General features: G+C 39.1%; 20 protein-coding genes. 3 read left to right on the forward strand and 17 right to left on the reverse strand.

The annotated features are described in order from the left end of the window. Positions 1 to 71: 71 nt before the first annotated feature. From lptC to BLS35_RS03900, 14 genes are all read right to left on the reverse strand, one after another. Positions 72 to 680, reverse strand: a complete 609-nt coding sequence (gene lptC, locus BLS35_RS03835) for an LptA/OstA family protein (protein WP_254778644.1) — start codon at positions 678 to 680, stop codon at positions 72 to 74. 17 nt (positions 681 to 697) lie between these two features. Then, positions 698 to 2,020: an outer membrane protein transport protein gene (locus BLS35_RS03840; RefSeq protein ID WP_254778646.1), complete on the reverse strand. Its 1,323-nt coding sequence runs from the start codon at positions 2,018 to 2,020 to the stop codon at positions 698 to 700. Next, positions 1,983 to 2,735 (reverse strand): type III pantothenate kinase, encoded by a 753-nt coding sequence (locus BLS35_RS03845; RefSeq protein WP_090777963.1) that lies wholly within the window; start codon positions 2,733 to 2,735, stop codon positions 1,983 to 1,985. The genes BLS35_RS03840 and BLS35_RS03845 overlap by 38 nt, the downstream gene beginning before the upstream one ends. 74 nt (positions 2,736 to 2,809) lie before the next feature. Continuing rightward, entirely contained in the window at positions 2,810 to 3,718 is a 909-nt protein-coding gene (locus BLS35_RS03850; protein WP_254778648.1) for a DUF6427 family protein, read from the reverse strand. A 101-nt stretch (positions 3,719 to 3,819) separates the two neighbouring features. Then, positions 3,820 to 4,806: a glycosyltransferase family protein gene (locus BLS35_RS03855; protein WP_090777967.1), complete on the reverse strand. Its 987-nt coding sequence runs from the start codon at positions 4,804 to 4,806 to the stop codon at positions 3,820 to 3,822. Between the two features lie 29 nt (positions 4,807 to 4,835). Beyond that, the gene (locus BLS35_RS03860) at positions 4,836 to 5,690 is read right to left on the reverse strand and encodes a UDP-2,3-diacylglucosamine diphosphatase (protein WP_090777969.1); all 855 of its coding nucleotides are present in this window, start codon (positions 5,688 to 5,690) and stop codon (positions 4,836 to 4,838) included. A gap of 458 nt (positions 5,691 to 6,148) precedes the next feature. Next, complete coding sequence (locus BLS35_RS03865; protein WP_090777971.1) at positions 6,149 to 8,644, reverse strand: YfhO family protein; 2,496 nt, start codon at positions 8,642 to 8,644, stop codon at positions 6,149 to 6,151. Between the two features lie 107 nt (positions 8,645 to 8,751). Further along, positions 8,752 to 9,000 carry a DUF4834 family protein gene (locus BLS35_RS03870; RefSeq protein ID WP_090777973.1) on the reverse strand — a complete coding sequence of 83 codons (249 nt, stop codon included), beginning with the start codon at positions 8,998 to 9,000 and terminating at the stop codon, positions 8,752 to 8,754. Between the two features lie 94 nt (positions 9,001 to 9,094). Continuing rightward, a complete protein-coding gene (locus BLS35_RS03875; protein WP_090777975.1) occupies positions 9,095 to 9,295 on the reverse strand; it encodes a YwbE family protein in 201 nt (66 codons plus the stop codon). A 9-nt stretch (positions 9,296 to 9,304) separates the two neighbouring features. Beyond that, positions 9,305 to 11,347 carry an excinuclease ABC subunit UvrB gene (gene uvrB, locus BLS35_RS03880; RefSeq protein ID WP_090777977.1) on the reverse strand — a complete coding sequence of 681 codons (2,043 nt, stop codon included), beginning with the start codon at positions 11,345 to 11,347 and terminating at the stop codon, positions 9,305 to 9,307. 157 nt (positions 11,348 to 11,504) lie between these two features. After that, positions 11,505 to 12,827: a RagB/SusD family nutrient uptake outer membrane protein gene (locus tag BLS35_RS03885; protein ID WP_090777979.1), complete on the reverse strand. Its 1,323-nt coding sequence runs from the start codon at positions 12,825 to 12,827 to the stop codon at positions 11,505 to 11,507. 18 nt (positions 12,828 to 12,845) lie between these two features. After that, the gene (locus BLS35_RS03890) at positions 12,846 to 16,343 is read right to left on the reverse strand and encodes a SusC/RagA family TonB-linked outer membrane protein (RefSeq protein WP_165973377.1); all 3,498 of its coding nucleotides are present in this window, start codon (positions 16,341 to 16,343) and stop codon (positions 12,846 to 12,848) included. A 279-nt stretch (positions 16,344 to 16,622) separates the two neighbouring features. After that, positions 16,623 to 17,852, reverse strand: a complete 1,230-nt coding sequence (locus BLS35_RS03895) for a FecR family protein (protein WP_090777983.1) — start codon at positions 17,850 to 17,852, stop codon at positions 16,623 to 16,625. Between the two features lie 96 nt (positions 17,853 to 17,948). Continuing rightward, positions 17,949 to 18,569 (reverse strand): RNA polymerase sigma factor, encoded by a 621-nt coding sequence (locus BLS35_RS03900; RefSeq protein ID WP_090777985.1) that lies wholly within the window; start codon positions 18,567 to 18,569, stop codon positions 17,949 to 17,951. 59 nt (positions 18,570 to 18,628) lie between these two features. Between BLS35_RS03900 and BLS35_RS03905 the strand changes: the two genes are divergently transcribed. From BLS35_RS03905 to BLS35_RS03915, 3 genes are read left to right on the forward strand one after another with little or no spacing between them, the layout of a single operon-like run. Then, on the forward strand, positions 18,629 to 19,660 hold the full coding sequence (locus BLS35_RS03905; RefSeq protein WP_090777987.1) for a DUF7033 domain-containing protein: 1,032 nt from the start codon (positions 18,629 to 18,631) through the stop codon (positions 19,658 to 19,660). Beyond that, a complete protein-coding gene (gene upp, locus BLS35_RS03910) occupies positions 19,641 to 20,285 on the forward strand; it encodes a uracil phosphoribosyltransferase (protein WP_090777989.1) in 645 nt (214 codons plus the stop codon). Before BLS35_RS03905 ends, upp begins: the two co-directional genes overlap by 20 nt. A 30-nt stretch (positions 20,286 to 20,315) precedes the next feature. Then, on the forward strand, positions 20,316 to 21,005 hold the full coding sequence (locus tag BLS35_RS03915; RefSeq protein WP_090777991.1) for a YjjG family noncanonical pyrimidine nucleotidase: 690 nt from the start codon (positions 20,316 to 20,318) through the stop codon (positions 21,003 to 21,005). An 18-nt stretch (positions 21,006 to 21,023) separates the two neighbouring features. Here the strand turns inward: BLS35_RS03915 and BLS35_RS03920 are convergent, their stop codons facing one another. Genes BLS35_RS03920 through BLS35_RS03930 form a run of 3 tightly spaced genes read right to left on the reverse strand, consistent with a single transcriptional unit; the run spans position 21,024 to position 23,949 of the window. Further along, positions 21,024 to 21,782, reverse strand: a complete 759-nt coding sequence (locus BLS35_RS03920; RefSeq protein ID WP_090777992.1) for a glycosyltransferase family 2 protein — start codon at positions 21,780 to 21,782, stop codon at positions 21,024 to 21,026. Then, positions 21,779 to 23,047: a glycosyltransferase gene (locus BLS35_RS03925; protein ID WP_090777994.1), complete on the reverse strand. Its 1,269-nt coding sequence runs from the start codon at positions 23,045 to 23,047 to the stop codon at positions 21,779 to 21,781. Before BLS35_RS03925 ends, BLS35_RS03920 begins: the two co-directional genes overlap by 4 nt. Continuing rightward, a complete protein-coding gene (locus tag BLS35_RS03930) occupies positions 23,047 to 23,949 on the reverse strand; it encodes a glycosyltransferase (RefSeq protein ID WP_090777997.1) in 903 nt (300 codons plus the stop codon). The genes BLS35_RS03925 and BLS35_RS03930 overlap by 1 nt, the downstream gene beginning before the upstream one ends. Positions 23,950 to 23,993 lie beyond the last annotated feature (44 nt).

A 23,993-nucleotide genomic window follows, 5' to 3' on the forward strand; every position in this document is an offset into this window, starting at 1 on the left:
ATATTCTTATTTATAATTCTTTTTTAAGAGCGCGCAAGATACAACTTTTGCGAAAAAAAGAAAACATTAAATTATTCGCCAAATTTTTCTTCAATATAAGTCTCACCGTAACCACTTCCGGCAGTATAATAACTAAAGTCCTGAGGGGCGCTAAAGTTAACCGCATTGGCAAAAGAGCCATCAGGCCTGGTCACTATTCCTTTAGGCGAAAAAAACATTTGCTTATTCTGATCCCAGGTCAATTCTTCTGTATTAAAAGTCAGCGTCTGGTTTACCACAACCACATTTCTTTTAAAAATGATCAACTTCTCTGTCTCCTTCATTATGGCATAATCCGAAGTGATAGAGCCTGTAATATTCTGTTTCTCATCTAGGAATTGAATCTTCACGCCTTTAGGCATCTCCTGAAACATCGCACCACTTGAAGGGGTAATCTTATCCAGTACAGGAGCAAATCCTTTAGCCTTAACCTTTGCAGAATCACTATAAATAATATCTACGCCGATGGTCCTATTGGTATCCAGACTAACCTTTTTTGAAAGTTTAGCCACCTTCTTCAGATCGTCATCACCACACGAGCTCAGAGAAAGCTGAACAACACAAAGCATTGCTATACAAAAAACCATACCCGGACTTTTCATCCAGGTATGTGTATTTTTTAATGCTGATAAAGTTGTCATAAAATATTATGAGTTCATTAGTCAAACTTGAATCGTTTAAACCAGGTATCGTTAAGTGTAATTCCTAAGTGAAAATTAATATAATTTTCCTGAACCAAACCATTGGTCAATGTTCCTCTTCTACCCAGCTCCGTTGTAAAGTTAAGCTTACTAATTGCAAATCTGGTATATCCAAGTGGGAGGCCCAGACCAAAAGTAACGGCCATTTGTTTAATATCCTGATCGTTTACTTTGATATAAGTCTTATCGTAGGCAAAGCCTAATCTATAGTCTACCCTGTTAAAGTAACTTCCAATCGAGGTGATATCTGGTGTAATCTGTCCACCTACGGAAGCTCCCCAGCTGTCATTAAGGCCACTGTTCACACCGTCAATACTCAATTTAGACCAGTTTCCCATTCTATAATCAGCACCAATCAACCATTTATTGTCTTTCTGTATGGAAATTCCAAAATTATGTACTAAAGGTAGCTTTAACTTTGCAGAACCGTTTTCAACAAGAATTGGCGTATCGATAGCTGTTCCTTCTTCTCCAGTGCTCTGTCTAAGGTATCTTGTTACCGCAAAAGTTCTTTTAGAGTTTATTGAAGATGGAGATGAGCCTGAATAGCCAATTGTAATGCGGCTTTTTAGGCTTAATGGAATCTCATATTGAGCACCATAAGAGAAGCCAATACCGCCAACACTATTTTTTTCCTGCTGTTTTGTATTGACAGATGGGGAACTTTGCAATTCTAATGCACTGTTCTGAACCATGTTTCCAAAAATGTACTCCACATTTACACCCACTCTAAAGTGATCACCAAACTGTTGACCAATCCCCATGTAAGCTTTTGTCAATCCACCTTCTCCTGAATATATTCTATTCACTGAATTGGTATCCGTGGAAGAAATTTTTCCCATGCTGCTATTCTCATAGCCAAGCTCGGTGAATGGCAACAAACCGAAGCTTAATCCTGTACGGCCCGCTTTAATAGGAAAAGCAAGAGCCACGTGGTTTAAAGTAGCATTAAAACTACCTTCGCTTTCACTCCCTTTCTTCAAGGTCTTAAGCGTTCCGGACATCCCCATATCAACTGTAGTTGATGTAATACCTGCATAAGTTGCCGGATTCTGCATGTTAATATTGTTGAAATACATGCTAGGTTTGAAAACGCCGGTAGAGATGCCACCCATTGCCTTAAACTGAGGCAACAATAACCCTTTAACATTTCCAAGTCCATATCTCGAATATGGTGATTGTGAAGTAACCTGTGCCTTTACTGTAGCACTAGTTAACAAGATCATTACGGCTACTATATAATTAATTTTTTTGTACATATTCAAATGCAATAACTTCATTTAATCCTTTTAATACCAAATACGGATCGTGTGTAATTTGAGGCGCAAAGATGCTGTTTTTTAATTGTTCTAGCAAAAAAGCAGCGTTACCCCCTGTCAACAATACCGTCAGGCCTTTATTTTCTTTATTATAAGCGGATATAAAACCCTCAACTTCGTTTATTACTCCTTGTAAAACACCATTTTTAATCGCCGAATTGGTATCGGTTCCCTTAGGTATTTCCATATCCTGATCCCACTTTACTAATGGCAATCTGCCTGTAAAATGATGAAGCGCTTTAAAACGCATATCAATTCCCAAGCTAATACTTCCACCAAAATACTCGCTATTGCTATTCAGTAAATCATAAGTAATGCATGTCCCTGAATCTATCATCAAACAATTTTGTCCAGGGTAACAACGATTTGCGGCTATTACTTTAGCCCATCTATCTAAGCCCAGTGTAGAAAGTGTCTGATAATTATTCTTTATTCCGGTATTGATGCTTGTAGAAAATGGGATGTAATTTGTGTTTGACTTTAAAACATGAATTACATCTAATAAATCTTCACTAACACTGGAAATAGATGAATTAACTATATGGTATTGTTTTATTAGTTTGATCAGTTCAGCAGGTACAATTTCTTTAAGAACCTGGTAGTTAACCATTGTTTTTTCATCAAAAACAGCCAGTTTACTATTTGTATTACCTATATCTATAACCAGATTATGCATTAACGGCTCCAAAGTTCATTGCACAAAGCTATCAATCTTTAGCTAGTTTCAAGGTCCCAAATTGTTAAAAAAAGTTAAACAAACAAAAAGTATTGAATGGCGAAAACCAGGATAAGGAATAGGCTTTCATAAAACCATCTCTTTTTTGCGTTTGAGAAATAATAAGCGAGCAAAACAGCTCCCGGAGGCACACATAACAGGAAGTGATATAACCTAAAATCAGGCTTGGTATAAAAGCTCGCAATACTAACGATGAACATAAAAAACAACATCTGAAAGGCCTTACGGGTGCTGATAAAGCTCCTGAAAAAATTCTCTCTTAATTGAAGCACCGCCAAAATCATCATGACCAAGACAGGTACCAATACCAGATAATCGTTATAATTGATTTTAAAAACAGATGGAAACTTATTACCAAGTGGCAGCCATATTTTATAAAACACGGACAAGCTATCATTCCAGTAATAAAATACGCCTACAAAAAAGAAAATGGTTAAAAACCCAACCAGTCCGGATACCCATTCGCGCCAGTTAAAGGACCTGTACAGCAACAAGGCTAGCCAGATCATCACCAGCATTACGATAAAAGGAAAATAAATCAATGTTCCTATAGCGATGATCATTCCAATATCAAACATAATCATGATGGCATTTGGCGATTTACCAATCTTCAAAAATTTATCCATCATCCAGATCACCAAAAAATTACAGATCAATGTAGGACTCAACACCAAAAATGGCATAAATAAACTTGCGCCAGTGATATACATCAGGGCAGGTAAAAAACCAGGACGGTTTAACAAGCCATGATTATTTACCACGCGGTTAAACAAAATAGCTTGTACGTAGATCAAAATGCCCGCAAAAAATACATTGCTTACAGGAGAAAAGAAACTTTGCACCGGTATTTTAATAAAGAACCGGGTATAAGACTCTAAAAACTCAAAATTCAGTTGAGGTGGAAGGTCTGCAAAAATCGCCATGCGCAAAAAAAACGTATATGCGAATAGCAGAAGCAGGTTTATAGGATTTAAATTTCTAAATTGATTGATCATGCCGCTTTACAAAAACAAAGTAAAGCAAATTATCTGGCAAACTGCTTGACAACTTTATCAATTACGGCAGCGGTTTCGTCTGGAAAATGAAACTGATGTTCTTGTGAGCTATTTACCCATTTTTTAATTATTGGAAGCCAATTCTTATTACTGGCCCAAATTACAGGCAATCCAAATTGTTTAAGCGCGTAGGCATTGCACTGCTGTTCGTATTGAAATTTCATTGGTGCAACCAACAATTTCTTACCAAGGAAAAGTGCTTCGGCAGGCCCTTCAAACCCACCTCCGGTAAACAATCCTTCGCAGGAAGCCAGGCTTTTATTAAACAATTCGTTGTTTACTGGACTGACATTTACATTCCCATTTACATAGCTTTGCTTGCAGTGTTTAGAAAACACTTCCCAGTTTACATGCGGGATTTGCTTTAACAATGGAACCAGGGATTGATCATCTACTGCCGGTAAGTATACGGTATAATGGCCCAAATTGGTGGTCAACATATTTCTGATTTCCGCTCTGATGACTGGTGTATAAATAAAATCATCGTACCTGTCAAAATGAAACCCTACGTAGTGTGTAGCCGGTGCATAATATTTCATGACCAACTGTGCCCAATCAATACTTCTGGGTTTTGGAACATTGCGAGATTGAAAAGAGGCCTGATGGCTAAGACCAACACTTTCTATCCCCTTAGTTTTACAAGCCCAGGCTGTTACAGGCTCAAAATCATTCAGAATCAGATTATAATCTTTAAGCGGAATCTGGCGCATATCCTTTGCAAATTGCGGCAGGTTCATGGACTTCCAGGTTTCGTAATGATTTACGCCTCCTTTTTTCCCAAAAATAAAACTGAAGCCATGCAGCTGGTATTTTACTTCCTGTGTCAATTTCACATCCGCCTGTGTCCCGCTGATCAATAGATCTACATCGCCATGTTGTTGTAATAAGGGCACAATTTCCCTCGCCCGACTAATGTGGCCATTGCCTGTACCTTGTATGGCATAAAGTATCTTCATCCGCACCGAATATCTGTAATTTTTAGGCCTTAGGCAATTTCTAATTTAATCTTTTGCAATAGGGTATTGATATCGAGCTTACTATGTAGGTCATCCCCATCAGACAGCTCTCCCTCTTCCACCTCATCCTTCTGAAAGTTTTCCTGCTCGTATTTAAAGACCTTCCAGGACTTATCATAGTATTCAAGCGCAGTCAGATTTTCCACCCAATCTCCACTATTTAAATAAGTTACTTCACCACTTTCAGTAGTAATCGTTCTCATTTCAGGCTGATGAATATGACCGCAAACTACGTATTCATAGCCCTTTTCCGCAGCCAGCTCGGCAGCTGTATTTTCAAAACCATTGATAAACTTTACTGCATCCTTAAACTTTGCTTTAATCCGTTTAGAGAAGCTCATTTTTTCTCTTCCCATAAGTGCCAGACACCAATTTGCAAAACTATTGATCAGAATGAGCATATCATAGCCTACCGCACCCAACTTGGCCAACCACTTGGAATGCTGCATGGTAACATCAAATATATCACCATGAAAAAACCAGGCCTTTTTGCCGTCTAACTCTACAACTAATTTATTTTGCAAGTGAAATGTTCCCATATGCATATCTGCGAATTTCCGCAGCAGCTCATCATGGTTACCGGTCAGGTAATAAACAGGAACGCCCTCTACCACAAACTTCATTAGCTTCCTAACTACTTTCATGTGGGTTTCGGGCCAGTATCTTTTGCTAAACTGCCAGATATCGATAATGTCACCATTTAAAACCAACATCTTGGGTTTAATACTTTTAAGGTATTTCAATAATTCCTTAGCGTGGCAACCGTAAGTACCCAAATGTACATCAGAGATTACGGCGATATCAACTTCTCTTTTAGGCGTCATTCTTTCCAAGCAATACTTTTTTACTTTACAAAGATGCAAGCCTCAAATTAACAAGATGTTAAGTAATAGTTAAATCCTTCAAAAACGTTTTTTTTTCGATTTTTCATCGGAGGCTTTTCAGCCCGGTAGGCACCGCTTACTGGGACTTTACTACGCCAGCTCTTCGGCTCTTGTCTCAATTGGTTTTTTCCGAACGAGGTGCGAAGGAGACCCGAAGCAGAGACGACTTAATAGCGAGCTTGTATATAGCGACGGTACCGCGATCCTGCAGGCGCCATGCAGACCTGAAAACGGCCCCGAAAAAATTTTGATTGTTGCTACTTTAGCCTTTGGAACTTAAATATAACGAAAATAAAATCATTGGCAAAGTAAGCTGTCTCTTATAGCAAAAAAAAGAGGTTGTACCATCTTTTATCGATGATACAACCTCTTAAAGTCTAGTTAACAATTAAATTCTGCTAGGCAGCTTTTTTCTTTTTGTTTTCTGTATAAAATGCAAAGCCCAAACCAGCAACTAATAAAATTGATCCGATCAAAGAGATCCACTCTCCTGTATAATAAGATACTGGTTCAAACTTAAATTCTACCTTGTGGTTCCCTGCTTCCAGCTGCGCTGCACGCAACACATAATCAGCTCTAAAATAAGGCTTCTTAACCCCATCCACATACATGTTCCATCCTTTGTCATAATAGATCTCAGAGAACACCGCAACAACGTCTGTAGGCGCACTGTAAGTATAGACAAGGTGATCTGGGTTATAACTCTCCAGATTAATAAGTGCGCCAGTACCTGGGCCTAAACGTTTCTCATCAATCATGCCCTTATACTTCACATCAACAATAGCCTCTTGTTTCGGATCGAAACTGCTAATTGCTTTCATTTCCTCATCAGCATCTTTTGCAAACTGAACATGTGGTACGATCCAGGCATGTCCTGCAGCTGTAGCATTACGCTGCATTTTGTAAGAACCATTTTGCTGATCCTGGGTGATGATGTACTTGGTATTTAACATATCCAACACATCTTGATTGATGCTTTTAGAAAACTGATGATCAATTAATTCTTGATAGCGTTTTAATTTAGCCGCATGGTATCCACCGATTGTTTTATGGAACGCTGAGGCACTTGCATCAGAGAAAGTACTAATGGTTAGGTCTAATACTCTAAAATCAGGATCCTTATCTGCTATAATAAACGTATCTACATCCCTTGGCTGATAATGATTGGCTAAATCACTTTTGCTTGAGAAATTGCTGTTGTTCAAATAACGACGATCTACTTGCCACATATCAATCAGCACAGCTAAAGTCAATAAGCCAAATGCCAACTGCATATTCATTTTTTTAGTAATGAATGCCCAAATCAGCGCAAACCCAATTGCAATAAAGATGAACGAGCGAAGGGCATCGGCACGAGCTATAGAGATCCTGTCTTCTATCAATGCATTGGCAATTTTATGTGCAAGTGCTGCATTATTTTGCAAGCTCTGTGTCAACGCCTGAACCACCTGTTGATGGTTTTCTGTTGTAAAACTGAAAAACAAAGTCGGTGCGATAGCCACTATTAAGGCAAAACCACCTGTAATACCTGCAGACCACTGTAATTTTTTAATTAGTACTTTTTGATCCATCATGCCATCTTGCACTTCTTTTAAAGCGAGTATAGCCAACAATGGCACCATCAGTCCAACTATAGCTAAAATGGATTCAACTGCTCTAAACTTGTTGTACAATGGGAAATAATCGAAGAACAAGTTTGACAGCACCGGGAAGTTTTTGCCGAAAGACAATAAGATAAACAATATCGTTGTTGCCAATATCCACCACTTTAAGTGACTTCTTACAATAAACAATCCGAATACAAATAGGAAGCACATAATGGCCCCGAAATAATACCCGCCAGAAGTTCCGGGTTTTTCGCCCCAATACTGTTGCATATTTAAACTTTGCGCCAACTGCTGAATGGCTTGGGTGGTTTGATTAGGATCGCCACCCGTAACTTCTGATATAGCCTTGTACATATGGCTTTCAGGTTTAACCAATTCATTTATGCTGGTCGCACCACCATATAAATCAGGAATAAGGAAAGTAAAACTTTCACCAATTCCCTGGCTCCAGCCAAAAGCATATTCTTTTGCCTTAGCGTTGTTATCGCTTCCAGCCGCAGCTGGAGCGGTTAAATTAGGTTTACCTCTATTGGTTTCACCAGCATATTCTGCAGTAGTCCACAATACACTGGCATTTACCATCACAGCAAGCAGCAATGCTCCTGCTAGAACTCCGATAGCCTTACCGAGTGCAGGAAGTGTTTTTGCTTTGTAGGCCTGATAAATTTCGATCCCCATAAAAATAAGGACAGACAAGAACAGATAATAAGCCATCTGAATGTGATTCGCCCTGATCAACAGCGCAAGAAACAATGCGGTTAGCGATCCGCCAACCAAATATCGCCCACGTAAGGTCAAGATAAAACCAGCTATGATAGGTGCAAAAAAGCCAATTGCAAGTGCCTTATTGTTATGTCCGGCACCTATTAACACAAAATTATAGAGTGTAAAAGCAAATGCGATCGCACCTGCGGCGGCCAACCATGGATTTGCTCTTAATACAATGAATAAAAAATAAGCTCCGGTTAACAGTAGTAAAACTGTACCCACCGGACTCGGCAATGTACTTGTGATAAATCTGATTCCATAAGTAGCTCCGTTGTAAGCATACTGAGTCCAAATCTGATAAGCTGGCATTCCACCAAACATTTGATTGGTCCATAAAGGAGCCTTACCGTCTTTATCTTTGTACTCCATGATCTCCTTTTGCATGGCTTTAGCCGCCACTACATCACTTTGAAAGGGAATCTTGCCTTGGAAGACAGGACTGAAATAGACGAAACAGATGATTACAAAAAATCCAAATATGGCCAGATGAATGCCATTCGCTTTTAACCAGTTATTCATTAAGGTTTGTTTAAGATTAAACTAACCCCAAACTTAGATAAAATGATTTATTTTTATCAGCGTACGAGAACTTTTTTAAAAAAAATCTTTAGAGGGGTAAAACGCGACTATTTTACTTCTTCGTAATCTACAAAATCTCCAAGATTGTCGGTTTTACCCGTCTTAGGTTTTGGCGGCATATAATCAATAGAAATTGATCCTTCGGGTTTGCCTTGAGGTTGTCTTGCTTGACGCTCAGCCTGCTGCTGCACTTTACTAAATAGATTTCTCAACACCAAAGGAAATACCAAGCGAATGATAATACGTATGATGTAAAGTATTAGTAGAGTGATTAATATGAATTTTATAAATCCCATTTTGTTATTTTAACTTTTATAATGTAGACGGAGTTGGAATCTAATTATTACAGCGCCGTTCTGTTTATTGCATAGCAATTACAATACCATCGGCTTAATTGTCATCCACAATAGCGGCTACCCTGCCGATCTGTCCGTCTTCCAGACGTACCTTAATGCCACGTGAGTGAAATGATGCCGAAGTAAGCAAGTTTGCAACAATGCCTCTTGTTAGTTTTCCACTTCTTTGGTCTTTCTTAAGGATAATATCTACTTCTAACCCGGGATATATATCCTGTCTACTCTTTCCGTCCATTATACAAAGCTACGACTTAGCAAATCTTTCTTCAAACATTTTTTCCATGGCAAACATCTCATCCCGTAAACGGGCTGCCAATAAGAAGTCCATGTCTTTTGCAGCTTTACTCATGTCCTTACGTGTTTTATCAATTGATCTCTGCATTTCAGCTTTGGTCATATATTGCACAATCGGATCCGCAGCCATGCTCACCTCATTTACTTCAATATATGGCTTAGCACGTTTCGTTTCGCCCGAAGAGAAATCGAGCACAGAAGTCTGCTCCAGTATCGCCTCTCTGCTTTTACCCACAGTTTTAGGTGTAATACCATTTTCGAGGTTATAAGCGACTTGCTTCTCTCTACGTCTATTGGTTTCCTCTATGGTACGCGACATGGAATCGGTCATTTTATCTGCATACATAATCACCCTTCCTCTATCATTTCTGGCCGCCCGGCCAATAGTTTGAATCAAAGCACGATCCGAACGAAGGAAACCTTCCTTATCTGCATCTAAAATAGTCACCAATGATACTTCTGGCAAGTCCAATCCTTCTCTTAATAAGTTAATCCCGATCAACACATCAAATTCACCTAAACGTAGTCCACGTAAAATCTCTACCCGTTCCAATGTTTTAACCTCAGAGTGGATGTAACGTACTTTAATATTCAGTCGATCCATATACTTGGTGAGCTCTTCGGCCATCCGCTTAGTCAGCGTGGTCACCAATATCCGGTCGCCCATCTTAATGGTTTTATCAATTTCATCTAGTAGATCATCTACCTGGTTAATGGCCGGACGCACTTCTATTAGTGGATCTAGTAATCCTGTAGGTCTAATCACTTGTTCAATAACTACGCCTTCCGATTTTTGCAATTCATAATCCGCAGGTGTTGCGCTCACATAAATCGTTTGTGGTGCCAGGGCTTCAAATTCATCAAAATTCAGAGGTCTATTGTCCAATGCTGAAGGCAAACGGAAACCATATTCCACCAGCGACAACTTCCGCGATCTATCACCACCGTACATGGCTCTGATCTGAGGCACCGTAACATGGCTTTCATCAATCACCATCAAATAATCATCCGGGAAATAATCGAGCAAACAGAAGGGGCGCATACCGGGCGACCTGCCATCGAAGAATCGGGAGTAATTCTCAATTCCTGAACAATAGCCCAGTTCTTTCATCATCTCTATATCGAAATTTACGCGCTCTTCCAGTCTTTTTGCCTCCAACATATGTCTGTCGCCAATTAGCTGGTTTTTGCGAACTTCCAATTCTTCTTGTATCCCCCAAATGGATGAAGTAAACCTGTCCTTAGGGGTAACAAACAAATTGGCCGGGTAAATGGCCATATCTTCCAACTTTTCCAGTGTTTTTCCAGTCACCGGATCTATCACTGTTAGCTCTTCAATATCATCACCGAAAAAAGAAATGCGGTAAGCGTTATCCAGATATGCAGGAAAAATATCTACGGTATCTCCTTTTACCCTAAACGTTCCTCGCTTAAAATCATTGGTGGTACGTGCATATAAGATCTCTACAAGGCTATGTAAAAAGGAGTTTCTGGAAATCCTTGTGCCTACAGAAAAGCGGAAAACAGATCTTGAAAAATCTTCGGGGTTACCCATACCATAGATGCAGGAGATCGAAGATACAACGATAATATCCCTGCGCCCAGACATCAGCGCTGATGTAGTTCGCAGTCTTAGTTTTTCTATTTCCTCGTTGATACTTAAATCCTTCTCTATATAAGTGTTACTGCTGGCAATAAAGGCCTCAGGCTGGTAGTAATCGTAGTAGGATACAAAATAGTTCACTGCATTTTCCGGGAAGAATTGTTTAAACTCTCCATAAAGTTGAGCAGCAAGGGTTTTATTGTGACTCAGAATTAGTGTTGGTTTTTGAGTTTCCTGAATGACGTTGGCAATGGTAAACGTTTTTCCGGAACCTGTTACGCCTAATAATGTCTGATAATGTTCATCGTTATTTACACCTTCAACTAGCTGTTTAATGGCAGTTGGCTGGTCTCCAGTGGGACTGTAATCGGAAACAATATTAAATTTCATCCGTAAAGTATATTTAAGACAGGCCCTCCTGTTCTGAAGAACCTGGAACTATCAAATATAAGGATAATTTATTTTGGGCGTAAAAAAAAGCTCCCCTTGAACAATTGTCCAAAGGGGAGCGCATCATAGGGCGATGTTTATATTTTGATGTTAATGATTAGCGGATGTTTTGAGGTATTCCGGCTAGTTCAACGATTCCGTTTGGAATAGGAAGTGCATACCTTGGGTCGTTTGGAGGTAAGGTATAAGTTACCCCTTTAGCTTCTCTCGTTAAAGTCTCTTGAAACTCTGGTTCTTTATTTAAGCGTTTAAGATCCATCCATCTTGTCCCTCTCATCAGCAATTCCTTTCTACGTTCGCTTAAAATCACTTTTAAAGCTACTTTTGCATCCGTAGCCGTTAAATCTGTAAAAGGTGAAATTCGCTTTTTCAATAAAGTATTTAAATCCTTCATTGCATCAGCAGCATTACCTGCACGAGCAAAACACTCCGCTCTTGTCAGGTATAATTCATCATTGGCTATCCCCGTAAAATAAGTGGTATACTCCTCTATATTACTGTAGTAGTAGGTACCATCTCTGTTCTCTCCAAAATATAAGTACTTACGGTTATCATTTGCTGAATAAGTATCATAAAAAGCTTCACTGACCTTAAAGTCGATCATAGAATCTGCAACGAATAACATTACCACTTCAGGATTCTTATAAAGTTCAATATACTGCAACGATGCATAATCTGTCAATGCACTATTAATCCTCAACGCCGAATCGGCGTATCTTCCAGCATTCACATAATCGTGCATAGACAGATAAGCCCTTGATAAATATGCATAAGCTGCCGGTTTTGAAGGCCGCATATTGTTAATTGGAACAGCAGGCAATAAAGGTACTGAAGCTTTCAAATCTTTAATGATCTGTTCATACGTCTCTTTTAGATTCGGACGAGTTGTTTTCACATTAAAGTCACTGGTCTGGGTTAAGGGAATACCATAGTCAGTGGCCGCCGTAGCATTATCATACCCTCTGGTCCACAAAATAGCCGCTTCCAGGAAAGCACGGCCTCTAAATAACAATGCTGATCCCTTTACATTGTCCCATTTAGCCGCATTCATTGTTGTGCGCTCGATCTTAGCAAGCCCCTCTAAAGAAATATTGGTATAGTATACCTGCGCATAGGTAGTTGCCCAATCATTACGTCCATTATCAGGGATACTGTTTTTGCTCCAGGTATAAAGATTCTGCTCGTAATCCTGCAATTTATTGAAGTCCGAGCTCGTCTGATAATAATCATCAGCACTTAAAATTCCGCTCAGCACACTGGATAGATTCATTTCAAGCGCATTGTCTAACAAAGCTTGAAAGTCTTCTATTTTTGTTGGCACCATTAACTTTTTATCTGGTTTTTCATCCAGAAATTTCTTGCAGGAAGCAAACATCGTTGCTACTGCAAATAGGCATATATATAAATGAGTTCTTTTCATGATTTAAGGTTTTATGATCTAAAAATCTGCACGTAAGCCAAATGCAAAGCTTGCTTTTGGATTTAAAACATTGTTGTATTCTGGATCGATATCGTATTTATTCGCCTTCCATATTAAACCAAGATTACTTGCATTCACATACAATTGTAATTTCTGGAAAGGGAGTTTAGCAATCTGACTTTTTCTTAAACTGTAAGCAAGGTTGATGAATTGCAAACGAATGTGATCTGCTTTGGTTACCAACACCTCTGACGAATTATAGAAACTTGTTCTGTTTGCATTGGCGGAGTAAATCATAGAAGGAACATTGGTATTTTGCTCATCCCCTTGTTTTTGCCAACGCAACGCATAATCTGAATGGCCAACTTTTGCTGAGGTGGCATCCAATAAGTCTGTATAATTAATAGAAGCACGTCTAAAATAATGCCCCATTTTATAGGTAATATTCACACTTAGTGTTAAATCTTTCCAACTTACCGTATTCGTAAAGTTACCGAATACCGTTGGCGTGGCCGAGCCACTGAATACCATGTTTTCGATTGGATTATTAACGCCTAATAACTCAGCATAATTCTTAGAAACTTGTCCGTTTAAATATCCCTGTGGATCTCCAGTTAAAGGATCTAACCCAGCCCATTTGTGAGACACCAAAGCATAAAGCGGTTGTCCAACCATAGGAGAAATAGATGTCCCATTTGATACATAAGCGTTGCCACCCAATGTACGCATGCGATAGCTCGTTACCTTACTCGTATTGTAATTGAAGTTAAAATTTTGCGACCACTTAAAGTCACGATCTAGAATTCTACTATTCAGTGCGATATCAACACCTCTTCCTTTCATATCGGCCACATTTTTCGTAACCGCAGCCTGACCTGTAGTGGTATAATCCATATCAGCAGGACCAAATAGATCCGTACCTTTTTTACTATAATACTCAATACTTCCCGAAAGGATATTATTGATCACTTCAAAATCAGCTCCAATGTTAAAAATCTTCACCTGCTCCCATCTCAATTCAGGATTCGCATAATTATCTACTGCCGACTGTGGAAGAGAAGTATAGAATGCCGAACCCATCGTAATTAAGGTAGTCACCGCTGCTGTTCCTGGATGCAAGTTTCCATTTACCCCATAAGATGCCCTGAGCTTTAAGTAAGGCAAGAAAGCAAGTTTATAGAAAGCTTCATCAGAAACATTCCATCCTGCACCTGCCGACCAAAGTGGAACTCCCTTTTCATTTGTTTTCACACCAAAAAGATTGGATTGATCCTTACGGACACTACCTGAAAGCGTGTATTTGTTCTTATACGTATACGCTGCATTTGCATAATAAGACACAAAATTATATAGTCTGTCATCTGAACCAGGAACCTCGCCCAAGGTAACCAAGCTACCTGTCACAAAATCAGTATACCGTGTTTTATAATCAACCCGTCCTGTTTTTAGCAGATCATCATCGTACCCATAAATCTCATTCCCATCATCTTTGGTTCTAGTAGACCTTACCTCAGATCCTGCAATTGCGTCAATGCGGTGATCTCCATAAGTTTGGTTAAAATTCACTTGTCCACGAACATTCTGAGAAACAACACCTACATTACTATTTCTTAAATATCCACCAAGAGGGATTGCATAGTCAACAATTCCTGTACCCGCATTAATCTTTGATCCTCTGTTGATTAGATCTCTAGAAAAATAACTATTTACATCTTTAAGTGTCCTACCTTTGTTTTGTTGATTCTCATATTGGTACTTCGCATCAACACTTAAACCTTTTATAATTTCATAATTCAGTCCTGCACTGGCAACGATACTCTGTAAACTAGTCGTAGATTTATTGCTTTTATAATCTTCTAAAGGATAATATTTCCAATCTAATAATTTACCCCCGCCAGCAACATCTGTGTAAGAACGTCTCAATACATCTATAGGTAAACTATTTCCATTACCATCTTGTAACAAGGTGTAAGGGTAAGCTTTCATTCCAATGTCATTAAGTGTGTAACCTGGCTTCCCAGATTTAGAACTCGAGTTTGTATAATACAAGCCTGTGGTGATTTGCAACTTATCTACTGGTTTAAATACATTTACAGCACGTAGGTTCACTCTTTCAGAGGTACCCGAAAGCACATCTAATCCATGATCATATCCCCCAGAAATGTTATAGGTACTTTTTGCAGCCCCACCTTGAAAGTTCAAAGCATACTGCTGGTTTACCGAATTGTTATATAATAGTCTTGAAGCTTGATCTCTTGAATCAATTCCTCTTAATGCATCTATTTTAGCCAACTTCTGATCATTGGTTAAAACCTTATCATATAAGGTTTCTACTACTGGGGATAAGGCCACCTTACTCCTATTCGCTTCAGCAGTTTTATAAATATCTTTGCTAAACAAAGCTTGCTCGACATCAATGAAATCACTGGTACTCATCAGCTTATAATCGTACAAGTCCGGCTTCGCTGTCAATACAACGTTTGAATTAAAACCAATCGTCAAAGGTTGATTTATCTTACCTTTTTTTGTAGTAATCACAATCACACCATTACCGGCTCTAGCGCCCCAAATAGACGCAGCTTGGGCATCTTTTAAAACATCAATACTTTCTACATCATTGGGGTTAATATTATTCAGGTCACCTTCGTAGGGAAAATTATCTAAAATGACTAGTGGGGCTTGATTCGCATTAATGCTGCTGATTCCACGAATACTAAAAGCTGGGCGATTAGGTGCTTTATCAAAAGAAAGCCCATTAGTAATACCATCCAAACGGGCAATAATACTCTTTCCAACCTGCTCATTAAGTTTCTCATTGCTGATATGCGTAAATGAACCGTTTGCTCTCTCTTTTGGAAGCGTCTGATAACCTGTACTTACCATTACACTCACTTCTTCCAACTCGCCGGCTTTAATCTCCATTTTAATTGAAGAATTAGCCTTAAGCTCATTCACAGTGATTTCTTTGGTTTTATAACCCAGATAATTGATCACCAATATTGCGTTTTCATCAACGCTTGTCAATTGGAATTCTCCATTTCCATTGGTTTGCGTGGTTTTACTGCCATCCTTTGTTTTAACTGTCGCTCCAGGTAAAGGCAATCCTTTTTCATCCAGAACTCTACCCTTTACTTCTACTGCAGCAATAAAATCAATTACTTTATCAAAAAAGCTCTTTTGCTTGATATGGATCACAATACTGTTATCTTCAATAGCATAAGATAGTGGCTGTCTTAATAAACATTTATCCAATACCTCATTCAAATCAGCATTTTTAAAATCAACATTGATGGTTTTTGCCGCATTAATACTTTTATCAGCATAAAAAACTTCATACCCTGTTTGTTTGGTGATCTCTTTAAATATTTGCTCCAATGTTGCCCCTTTCTGCTTATAGGTAAGCTTCTGCGCAAAACCGGCAGCAGCAACCTGTAACAGGCAGGTGGTCATGATCAATACGACTAGTTTAGCGCGCATAAGTAGTTTTCTTTTCCCAGTCTCACTAAATCTGCTCATCGCTAGATTTATAATGAACGGGAGTTTTTGAGGCAGCCGGGACTGTGGCATGCCTAGGTTAAAAGCATTTAATTTCATAGTTTTGTTTAGTTGGGTTAATGCCAGAAATGATTACAATTTTTTCTTCCGGTGCATTACCGGAAAGGGGTTAACTCATCATTTTAACCGGAGCGTGCTGAGAACACGCTCCGGCTTTTTTTATAGTACCCTTTTGATTTCAGGATTATAGTAAATGTCTATTCATTGTGTGTGTTGGTTTTTGTTGATATGGTTAATGATTTATTTTAATACGGTTATTCTTCGATCCTTAATTTTAAAACTCACCACTCCGGTCATTTCAAGTCGACGTAGTACTTTCTCTACCCGATCAAACCGGGATAATGTACCGCTAAAGGTTTCTTGTTTGGGCACGCTACCAGCATATACGACTTCTACATCGTACCAGCGTGAAATTTTTCTCATGATGCCTTCCAAACTTTCATTCTTAAAAATGAACTTGTTACTTTTCCAGTCTATGCTTCTTTCCAAATCAGCTTGCTGAACGACAAAATCATCCGCAGTTAATACAGCCTCCTGTCCCGGTTTTAAGATCACATTATGGCTTCTACCGGCCTGGCTAACCTTTACAGAGCCTTCGAGCAAAGTAGTCTTTGTATTTGCCTCATCGGCGTAAGCATTAATGTTAAAATGTGTACCCAACACTTCCACCTCTTGCTTGCCGCTAACGACAACAAAGGCCAGTTTTTGGGGCGAATTAACCTTGGCTACCTCAAAGTAAGCTTCGCCGCTTAATTCAACTTTTCTTTGAGTCAAACCAGAGAAAGTTGATGGGAACTTTAGGGAAGAAGCGGCGTTTAGCCATACTTTGGTGCCATCCGGCAAATTCACTTGATATTGGCCTCCTCTCGGAGTGGTTAGAGTATTTATATGCGCATTATCAGCAGCGGTACCGCCTGCACTTTGAGCTTGTTTATTGTTATAAACCAATTGACCGCTTTGAGTTTTTGTGACTAAAGTACCAGCCTCATTGGCAAGCTGACCGTTCTTTGCGTCTTCCAAGTTGATAACAGTACCATTGTCTAAAGTTAAAACAGCCTTATTCCCACCGGGAGTAATTACAGGTTGTTCGTCTCTGCTGGTATTCTGTGCTTGCTGATTTTCTGATAGGTTTTTGTTATTGAAAAAATAAAGACCAATCGTGCTAACCATTAGCAACAAGGCGGCAACAGCGGTTAATCTGCTCCAGTTACGCTTCCTTACCATTGGAGTAAGCATAACTGATTCTGCATCTGCCTCATGATTGAATACATGCTGTAACAGGTTCGCCTTTTCTGATGAATTTAATTGGTATTCAGGTCCTGTATTGCGGACTGCATCTGCCAGCAGATCGTTAAACTCCAATTCATTGGCAGAGTCGTTAACCAGAGCATAAAATTCCGCCAGCTCAGTTTCGGAACAACTTTTGTTTAAATACTGATTTAACAGGTAAGGAAGTCTTTGATTCATCATAGCTCAATAGCATACTTTTCATATACATTGACACGGAAAAATAAGACTCGGGGGAGTCTGGTTGAAAATAATTTTAAAATAATGCATTACCGTTCTCTATGGCATCAATATCGTCACCACGACTATTGGAATTCCCATTTTTTTGAGATGTTTTCTTAAGCCGCCGAGTGCCGCCTTCATATGCGAATGAACAGTTGATGGTGCAATATTGAGCCTAATGGCAGCCTGTTCATACGTAAGCCCTTCTTTATGGCAAAGCGCATACACAGATTGTTGCTGGGGTGGTAATTTGGCAATAGCATCCTGCATCAGCTGCAGCGTATCCTTATAGGCCAACGACTGTTCGGTGGTATGATCTGGAAAATTCTCATCGGCCTCCAAACTATCCAACACCTTATCCTTTGCAATATTTCGCAAAGCATTGAAAGATAGGTTGCGGGTAATTCTATTGATATAGGCGTCAAAATTTACAATTGTTTCTAAAGATGCCCGGTTTAGCCAGATATTTAAAAACACATCCTGAATAATTTCCTCCGCCAGTACTTTAGATCGAGTAAGTTTAAAAGCAAAAGTGTAAAGATTGGAATACTTAGCTTCAAATAAAGCGGAAAAGGCAATATGATCCCCCTTGGCAGTCGCCTTAAGTAGTTTTATGTCATCAACTTTTCCTTCTTCTTGCAGCCCTTCAGGCCCTCCGTATGTCGTTGTAAGTGGCAATTCTAATCTCTAACTATAAATACAATGCTGAATATCAAAGATAATGTTAAATTTATGATATGAAACTTTTGGTTTACGTTCCGCAGCTTAGCCCGCGCATAAAGTACATCTTCAGCTTTATATTTAACGATATACTGAAGACCGAGATCGGTTTTACCCAAAACCAAAAAGAGTTTACACAATCCAACCAACCCAAATTCAGTTATGCGCCAGGGCCTATTGGCGAGGAGCTATTTTTTAAAAGCACAAACCTCCTAATGGAGCATAAAATAACTGAGCAGCAAATAACAACAACAACCTTTGGAGAGCTCAAAGTCCCTTTCCCCGTTCAAAAAAGCACTTTACCATTTGACGTATTTGCGGCCTCATTTTATTTTTTAAGCCGATACGAAGAATATCTGCCAGTAAATGATCAAAAACATAAACACTATCCAGTAGAATCCAGCTTGCAATATCAACTCGATATCTTGAAATTGCCTATAATAGATGGCTGGGCTTTAATCCTTAAAAATATACTGGCAAAACATTTCCCATCCCTATCGTTTGGGCACAAACATTTTTCTTTTGACCCCATTTACGTTGATCACCCGCCCCCGAAAAAAGAGCACAATATCATTTCCAACACCATTACTTACATCAGAACCTTTATTGATCAAAGACGATCGAAGAAGAAGGAAAGGCTCGCAGACATTAGCAGGGTAATAGCGGATATGCAGCTATATGGTTTTACACAAAATCCTCGGTTTTTTATTCCGCAGAAGAATGAACATCACTTTGTCCCGAACTTACATATCCCCAAAAGCTATGTTAAACTCATAAAACACAAAGTTCGGAATGATTACAGTATGTACTATCAAAATCAATCTGGCTTCAGGGCTGGCACCTGTACTCCATTCTATTGGTACGATTTACAACTAGATAAAAACACGCAATTGCTGCTACATCCTGTTGCTGCTACAGATATTACTTTATTAAACAACAAAACAACCGAAGACTTGTTATTAGAGATAAATGAGCTTGTAGACAGTGTTAAGCTCATTAATGGTAATTTTTACTTTTTATCTTCATGTAATGATATTCGACCTCAGTAAAACCAATTCTATTGCAAATGTTTTTATCGCTGAGATCAGGGATGAACAAATTCAAAAGGATGCAATGCGCTTCCGTATCAATATGGAACGGATAGGTGCATATTTTGCATTCGAAATCAGTAAAACACTTATTTTTCGGGAAACGGAAACCCAAACACCTTTAGGCATTGCCAAAACGGTACAACTAGCCGAACGTCCCGTCCTGGCTACCATAGCCCGAGCCGGCATACCGATGCACAAAGGCATGCTTGATATTTTTGACCGCGCAGACTGTGCTTTTGTTGGGGCTTATCGAAAATCCCATAAAAGCGGCCACTTTGAAATCGCCATAGAGTATATTTCTTCGCCCGATCTAACGGACAGAATAGTCATCATGGTCGACCCGATGCTGGCTACAGGGATGAGCATGGTACTCTGCTGCAAAGAGTTGATGGGCAGGTATAAAATTAAAGAACTGCACATCGTTTCTGCGATAGCCAGCTCAGAAGGTGTTAGGCATGTAAGAGCAAATCTACCCAAAGCAAAATTATGGATAGGGGCAATTGATGAAGAAATGACGAGTAAATCGTACATTGTGCCCGGATTAGGTGATGCAGGAGATCTGGCTTATGGGACCAAGATTTAGCATGCGGCCTGCTTTTTAAACATTGCAAAAATGATCAAACATATATTTTTCGATCTGGATCATACCATTTGGGATTTTGACCGAAATGCGGAGGAAACTTTAAAAGAACTTTATCAATTATATAATTTGGAGCAGCTTGGGCTCAATTCATGTGAAGAATTTATTACAACCTATACCGAGAATAATCATCGCCTATGGGCAGAATATCATGTGGGTAGAATTACCAAAGAGCAGCTGAGGTCGGAAAGGTTTCATAAAACATTCAGACAATTAGGCGTAAGGCCGGATAAAATTCCTTTGCAATTTGAAGAAGATTATGTACGCATCAGCCCTACTAAAACCAATCTTTTTCTGGGCTCAGAAAAGGTACTAGGTTATCTATACGAAAAATACACGCTACATATTATCTCTAACGGCTTTAAAGAAACCACCCTTACTAAAATGGATGTTTCAGGCTTGAATCCATATTTTCAGAATGTCATCATTTCTGAAGATGTGGGTGTGAACAAACCACACAAGGCTATTTTTGAGTATGCTTTAAATAAAGCTGCCGCAGAAAAGCACGAAAGCATCATGATCGGTGATAGCTTAGAAGCCGACATTCGCGGAGCACAGGATTATGGGATTAAAGCCATTTATTTTAACCCGCTAAAAAAAGAAAAACCTAGTGATGTGGAGTGGCAAATCACCAACTTAGAAGAGTTGATGTTGCATTTTTAAGCTTAAAACCGAAGAGCATTAATCGTTTGTCTTTCTGTGTCTCATGTAATATTGCGCCAGATTAGCCGCTATAAATATATGGTTGATCAGATTTGGAACCAGACCGTAATATTTAGTGAATATGCGGAACCGCTCCTTTAAGCTGGCCATGTGCTTTTTCTTGGAAATTCCCCCCACCAGATACTTGGCTACATAAATATGTGTATTTACAATACTTGATGCACTTTTAGCCGCGCGTATGATCCAATCTATATCCGCGCTGTATTTGTATTGTAAATCGAATTTCCCTGCTATACTTCTTTTTACATAGATCGCCTGATGGCTAATGTTCATTCCGTATCTAAAGCTTTTCCAGTTAAAATGCTCAGGCGCACAATGTCGTCTTTGCCCAAGGCTCTCCCATTGCTCATCGAACATTTCTGTCTCGCCATAATAGATATCTGCTGAAGATGCCGTCTCAAACACATCTGCAACCGTTTCTGGCGCATAAATTTCATCCCCAGAATTCATAAACAGGACGTAATCACCAGTAGCCAACGAAAGTCCTTTATTCATAGCGTCATAAATACCTTTATCCGGTTCAGAAATAAACTGCGCTAACTTTGACTTATAGTTATAAATAATATCTTTTGTCCCATCTGTTGATGCTCCATCAATAATAATGTACTCTATATTGGCATAAGTTTGATTCAGAACAGACAGCATGGTGCGTTCAATATCCTTTACATTGTTATAAACGATAGTAATCACTGATAGTGTTGGCATCATCGCTGTCATTTCTTTAAAATTGATTGATAAACCTCAATATATTGTTGTGCAACCTTTTTATTCGTAAAGTTGTTTAGCACTTTAGCTCGTGCATTTGATGATATTTCTTCTTGACGCGCTGAATAAAGCATTTCGTGCATCCCTTTAGCAAGATCGGATGCGGACTTGAAATCGGCTAAATATCCGTTTTGTTGATGATCGATCAAATCTGGCAAGCCCCCGGTATTAAAAGCAACAACTGGTGTTCCACACGAAAGGGATTCCATAGCCGTATTAGGTAAATTATCTTCTACGGAAGGAAGAACAAATACATCAGCCAGCCCGTATATCTCTGCAAGATCCTGCTGGGAAGTAATTATATTTAGTTCAACAACATGGAAAGGCAATTTTGTAACATCAAACTGCTTGTTCTTTCCGAAAATGACAACCTCTACAGATGCAGATTCTGGATAATGATCTTTTAAATACCGTAATCCTTCAAATAGATAATCAATTCCCTTACGTCTATCTGAAATGTTAGCGGCACCAAATAAAATAACCTTAGCATCAGGGTTGATATTCCATTTTAATCTAGCCTTATGCTTATCTCCAGGTGAGTAGACATTGATATCAATGGGATTAGGGATGGTCTGTATCTGGAATTTCTTTAACAATGAACTTTGTCGCGCAACACCTTCAAGCCAGTTGCTGCAGGTTACAAAAGTAATGTTGTCACCAAAGGCATATAAATCTTCTTTTCGTAACCAACCCTCATGCGAAATGTCTGCTACAGCCGGTTTATTTAAAAAGTAACAATCTCCACACTGCCTGGTGAAATGATCACAAGTCCCCGCATAATGGCAACCACCGGTAAAATACCACATATCATGTAGTGTTACTACCATAGGCTTTCCCAATTTAACCAGTTCTTTTAGATTGGCAATAGAAAGAAAGCCAGAATTTATCCAGTGCAGGTGTAAAATATCTGCATCTACGACAAGTGGTTCATTCGCGATACTTACTCCTGCATTTGCTGTAGAGAAGGCAAAACGCACAGACTTATCTCTTTCATAGAAGAAAATGAATGGTAACCTTTCGTACAGAAAATTCACTTTAGCCCTTAGTCGATCAAAAAAACTTTTTGCAACTGCTTTAACATTTGCTCCGGTTGTTTTTTTATGCTGAACCAGAAATCCAGCCTCTACATTTTCTGAGGCCAGCGCTTTTAAAAGTCTAAGACTAGCTGCTGGTGCCCCGCCTCCCGAATCTGAAGTATTAATCAGTGTAACCTTCATTAAACTTTCAGGATATGGTTTCTTAAATACCTGATTCCGCGCTGAACCAGGTTTCCTTTTCTATGTTTTAAAAAATATCTCAAGGCCTGATAAGCTTCCGGATGCTCCTCAATTTTATCAGGAAAAGAGCTAACCGGATCAGCTTTAACGGTCACTGCGTAGATATTGCTTTTTTCAGAATGTACTCCTGAACCGTCATGACCGATATTATCTACCATGGAAACAGAAGTCTGCAAGCCCAATCCACCTTTTAAAAATACGGAGGCATACCACCTGATTGCCCAGGAGTTATTTTTACCATGTTTAAATTCCATTACATGTTTCCAGAAATTCATTGCTCCGTCTAGCTCGAATGCAAATTTCTTCTTTTCATCAAACTGCTGAATGATTTTATCGATATCGGGTTCAAAATATTGCCATGCACGATCCCATGTAGCCCAGCATTGACTGCTGATATGCCTCACAAAAAAGGTTTCAGGAAGTCCTTTTGTATCAATCGCATACATAAAAGCACCAATATGCATCACCTTAGGGGTGTCTTTGTATTTTTCTAAAGCATCATTAAAGTACTTTAGGGTATAAGGAGAGGAAACCACATCATCCTCAAAAACGATGACATGACCATATTCTTTATTGAGCTGTGTTACGCCGCTAATCACCGATTTTGCCAATCCAAAATTAGTTGGTCTTTCGACAACGGTTACAGACTTAAAGCCGTCCGTTTTTTTTACCAAAGCCCGTACTTCGCTAACTATTGCTTCATCCCCAGTCCTTGCGCCATCAGAAAATATATATAGATCAGATAATTCGGCATACACGTTCTTTTGTAGTGCTTCTATTACCCGTTGGGTATGTACAGGACGGTTGTATACAAAGAGGGCTATGGGGGCAAAATTTTGCATTTGCAATGAGTTTGATAATAAAATAACCTTTAATTAAGCATTAG

Source organism: Pedobacter sp. ok626, from assembly GCF_900100435.1.
Lineage (GTDB): Bacteria > Bacteroidota > Bacteroidia > Sphingobacteriales > Sphingobacteriaceae > Pedobacter.

What these genes read in the sequence shown, in the direction of transcription:
- lptC (WP_254778644.1), bottom strand. Translation starts at nt 680, where the DNA reads ATGACAACTTTATCAGCATTAAAAAATACACATACCTGGATGAAAAGT.
- BLS35_RS03840 (WP_254778646.1), bottom strand. Translation starts at nt 2,020, where the DNA reads ATGAAGTTATTGCATTTGAATATGTACAAAAAAATTAATTATATAGTA.
- BLS35_RS03845 (WP_090777963.1), bottom strand. Translation starts at nt 2,735, where the DNA reads ATGCATAATCTGGTTATAGATATAGGTAATACAAATAGTAAACTGGCT.
- BLS35_RS03850 (WP_254778648.1), bottom strand. Translation starts at nt 3,718, where the DNA reads ATGGCGATTTTTGCAGACCTTCCACCTCAACTGAATTTTGAGTTTTTA.
- BLS35_RS03855 (WP_090777967.1), bottom strand. Translation starts at nt 4,806, where the DNA reads ATGAAGATACTTTATGCCATACAAGGTACAGGCAATGGCCACATTAGT.
- BLS35_RS03860 (WP_090777969.1), bottom strand. Translation starts at nt 5,690, where the DNA reads ATGACGCCTAAAAGAGAAGTTGATATCGCCGTAATCTCTGATGTACAT.
- BLS35_RS03865 (WP_090777971.1), bottom strand. Translation starts at nt 8,644, where the DNA reads ATGAATAACTGGTTAAAAGCGAATGGCATTCATCTGGCCATATTTGGA.
- BLS35_RS03870 (WP_090777973.1), bottom strand. Translation starts at nt 9,000, where the DNA reads ATGGGATTTATAAAATTCATATTAATCACTCTACTAATACTTTACATC.
- BLS35_RS03875 (WP_090777975.1), bottom strand. Translation starts at nt 9,295, where the DNA reads ATGGACGGAAAGAGTAGACAGGATATATATCCCGGGTTAGAAGTAGAT.
- uvrB (WP_090777977.1), bottom strand. Translation starts at nt 11,347, where the DNA reads ATGAAATTTAATATTGTTTCCGATTACAGTCCCACTGGAGACCAGCCA.
- BLS35_RS03885 (WP_090777979.1), bottom strand. Translation starts at nt 12,827, where the DNA reads ATGAAAAGAACTCATTTATATATATGCCTATTTGCAGTAGCAACGATG.
- BLS35_RS03890 (WP_165973377.1), bottom strand. Translation starts at nt 16,343, where the DNA reads ATGAGCAGATTTAGTGAGACTGGGAAAAGAAAACTACTTATGCGCGCT.
- BLS35_RS03895 (WP_090777983.1), bottom strand. Translation starts at nt 17,852, where the DNA reads ATGATGAATCAAAGACTTCCTTACCTGTTAAATCAGTATTTAAACAAA.
- BLS35_RS03905 (WP_090777987.1), top strand. Translation starts at nt 18,629, where the DNA reads ATGAAACTTTTGGTTTACGTTCCGCAGCTTAGCCCGCGCATAAAGTAC.
- upp (WP_090777989.1), top strand. Translation starts at nt 19,641, where the DNA reads ATGATATTCGACCTCAGTAAAACCAATTCTATTGCAAATGTTTTTATC.
- BLS35_RS03915 (WP_090777991.1), top strand. Translation starts at nt 20,316, where the DNA reads ATGATCAAACATATATTTTTCGATCTGGATCATACCATTTGGGATTTT.
- BLS35_RS03920 (WP_090777992.1), bottom strand. Translation starts at nt 21,782, where the DNA reads ATGACAGCGATGATGCCAACACTATCAGTGATTACTATCGTTTATAAC.
- BLS35_RS03925 (WP_090777994.1), bottom strand. Translation starts at nt 23,047, where the DNA reads ATGAAGGTTACACTGATTAATACTTCAGATTCGGGAGGCGGGGCACCA.
- BLS35_RS03930 (WP_090777997.1), bottom strand. Translation starts at nt 23,949, where the DNA reads ATGCAAAATTTTGCCCCCATAGCCCTCTTTGTATACAACCGTCCTGTA.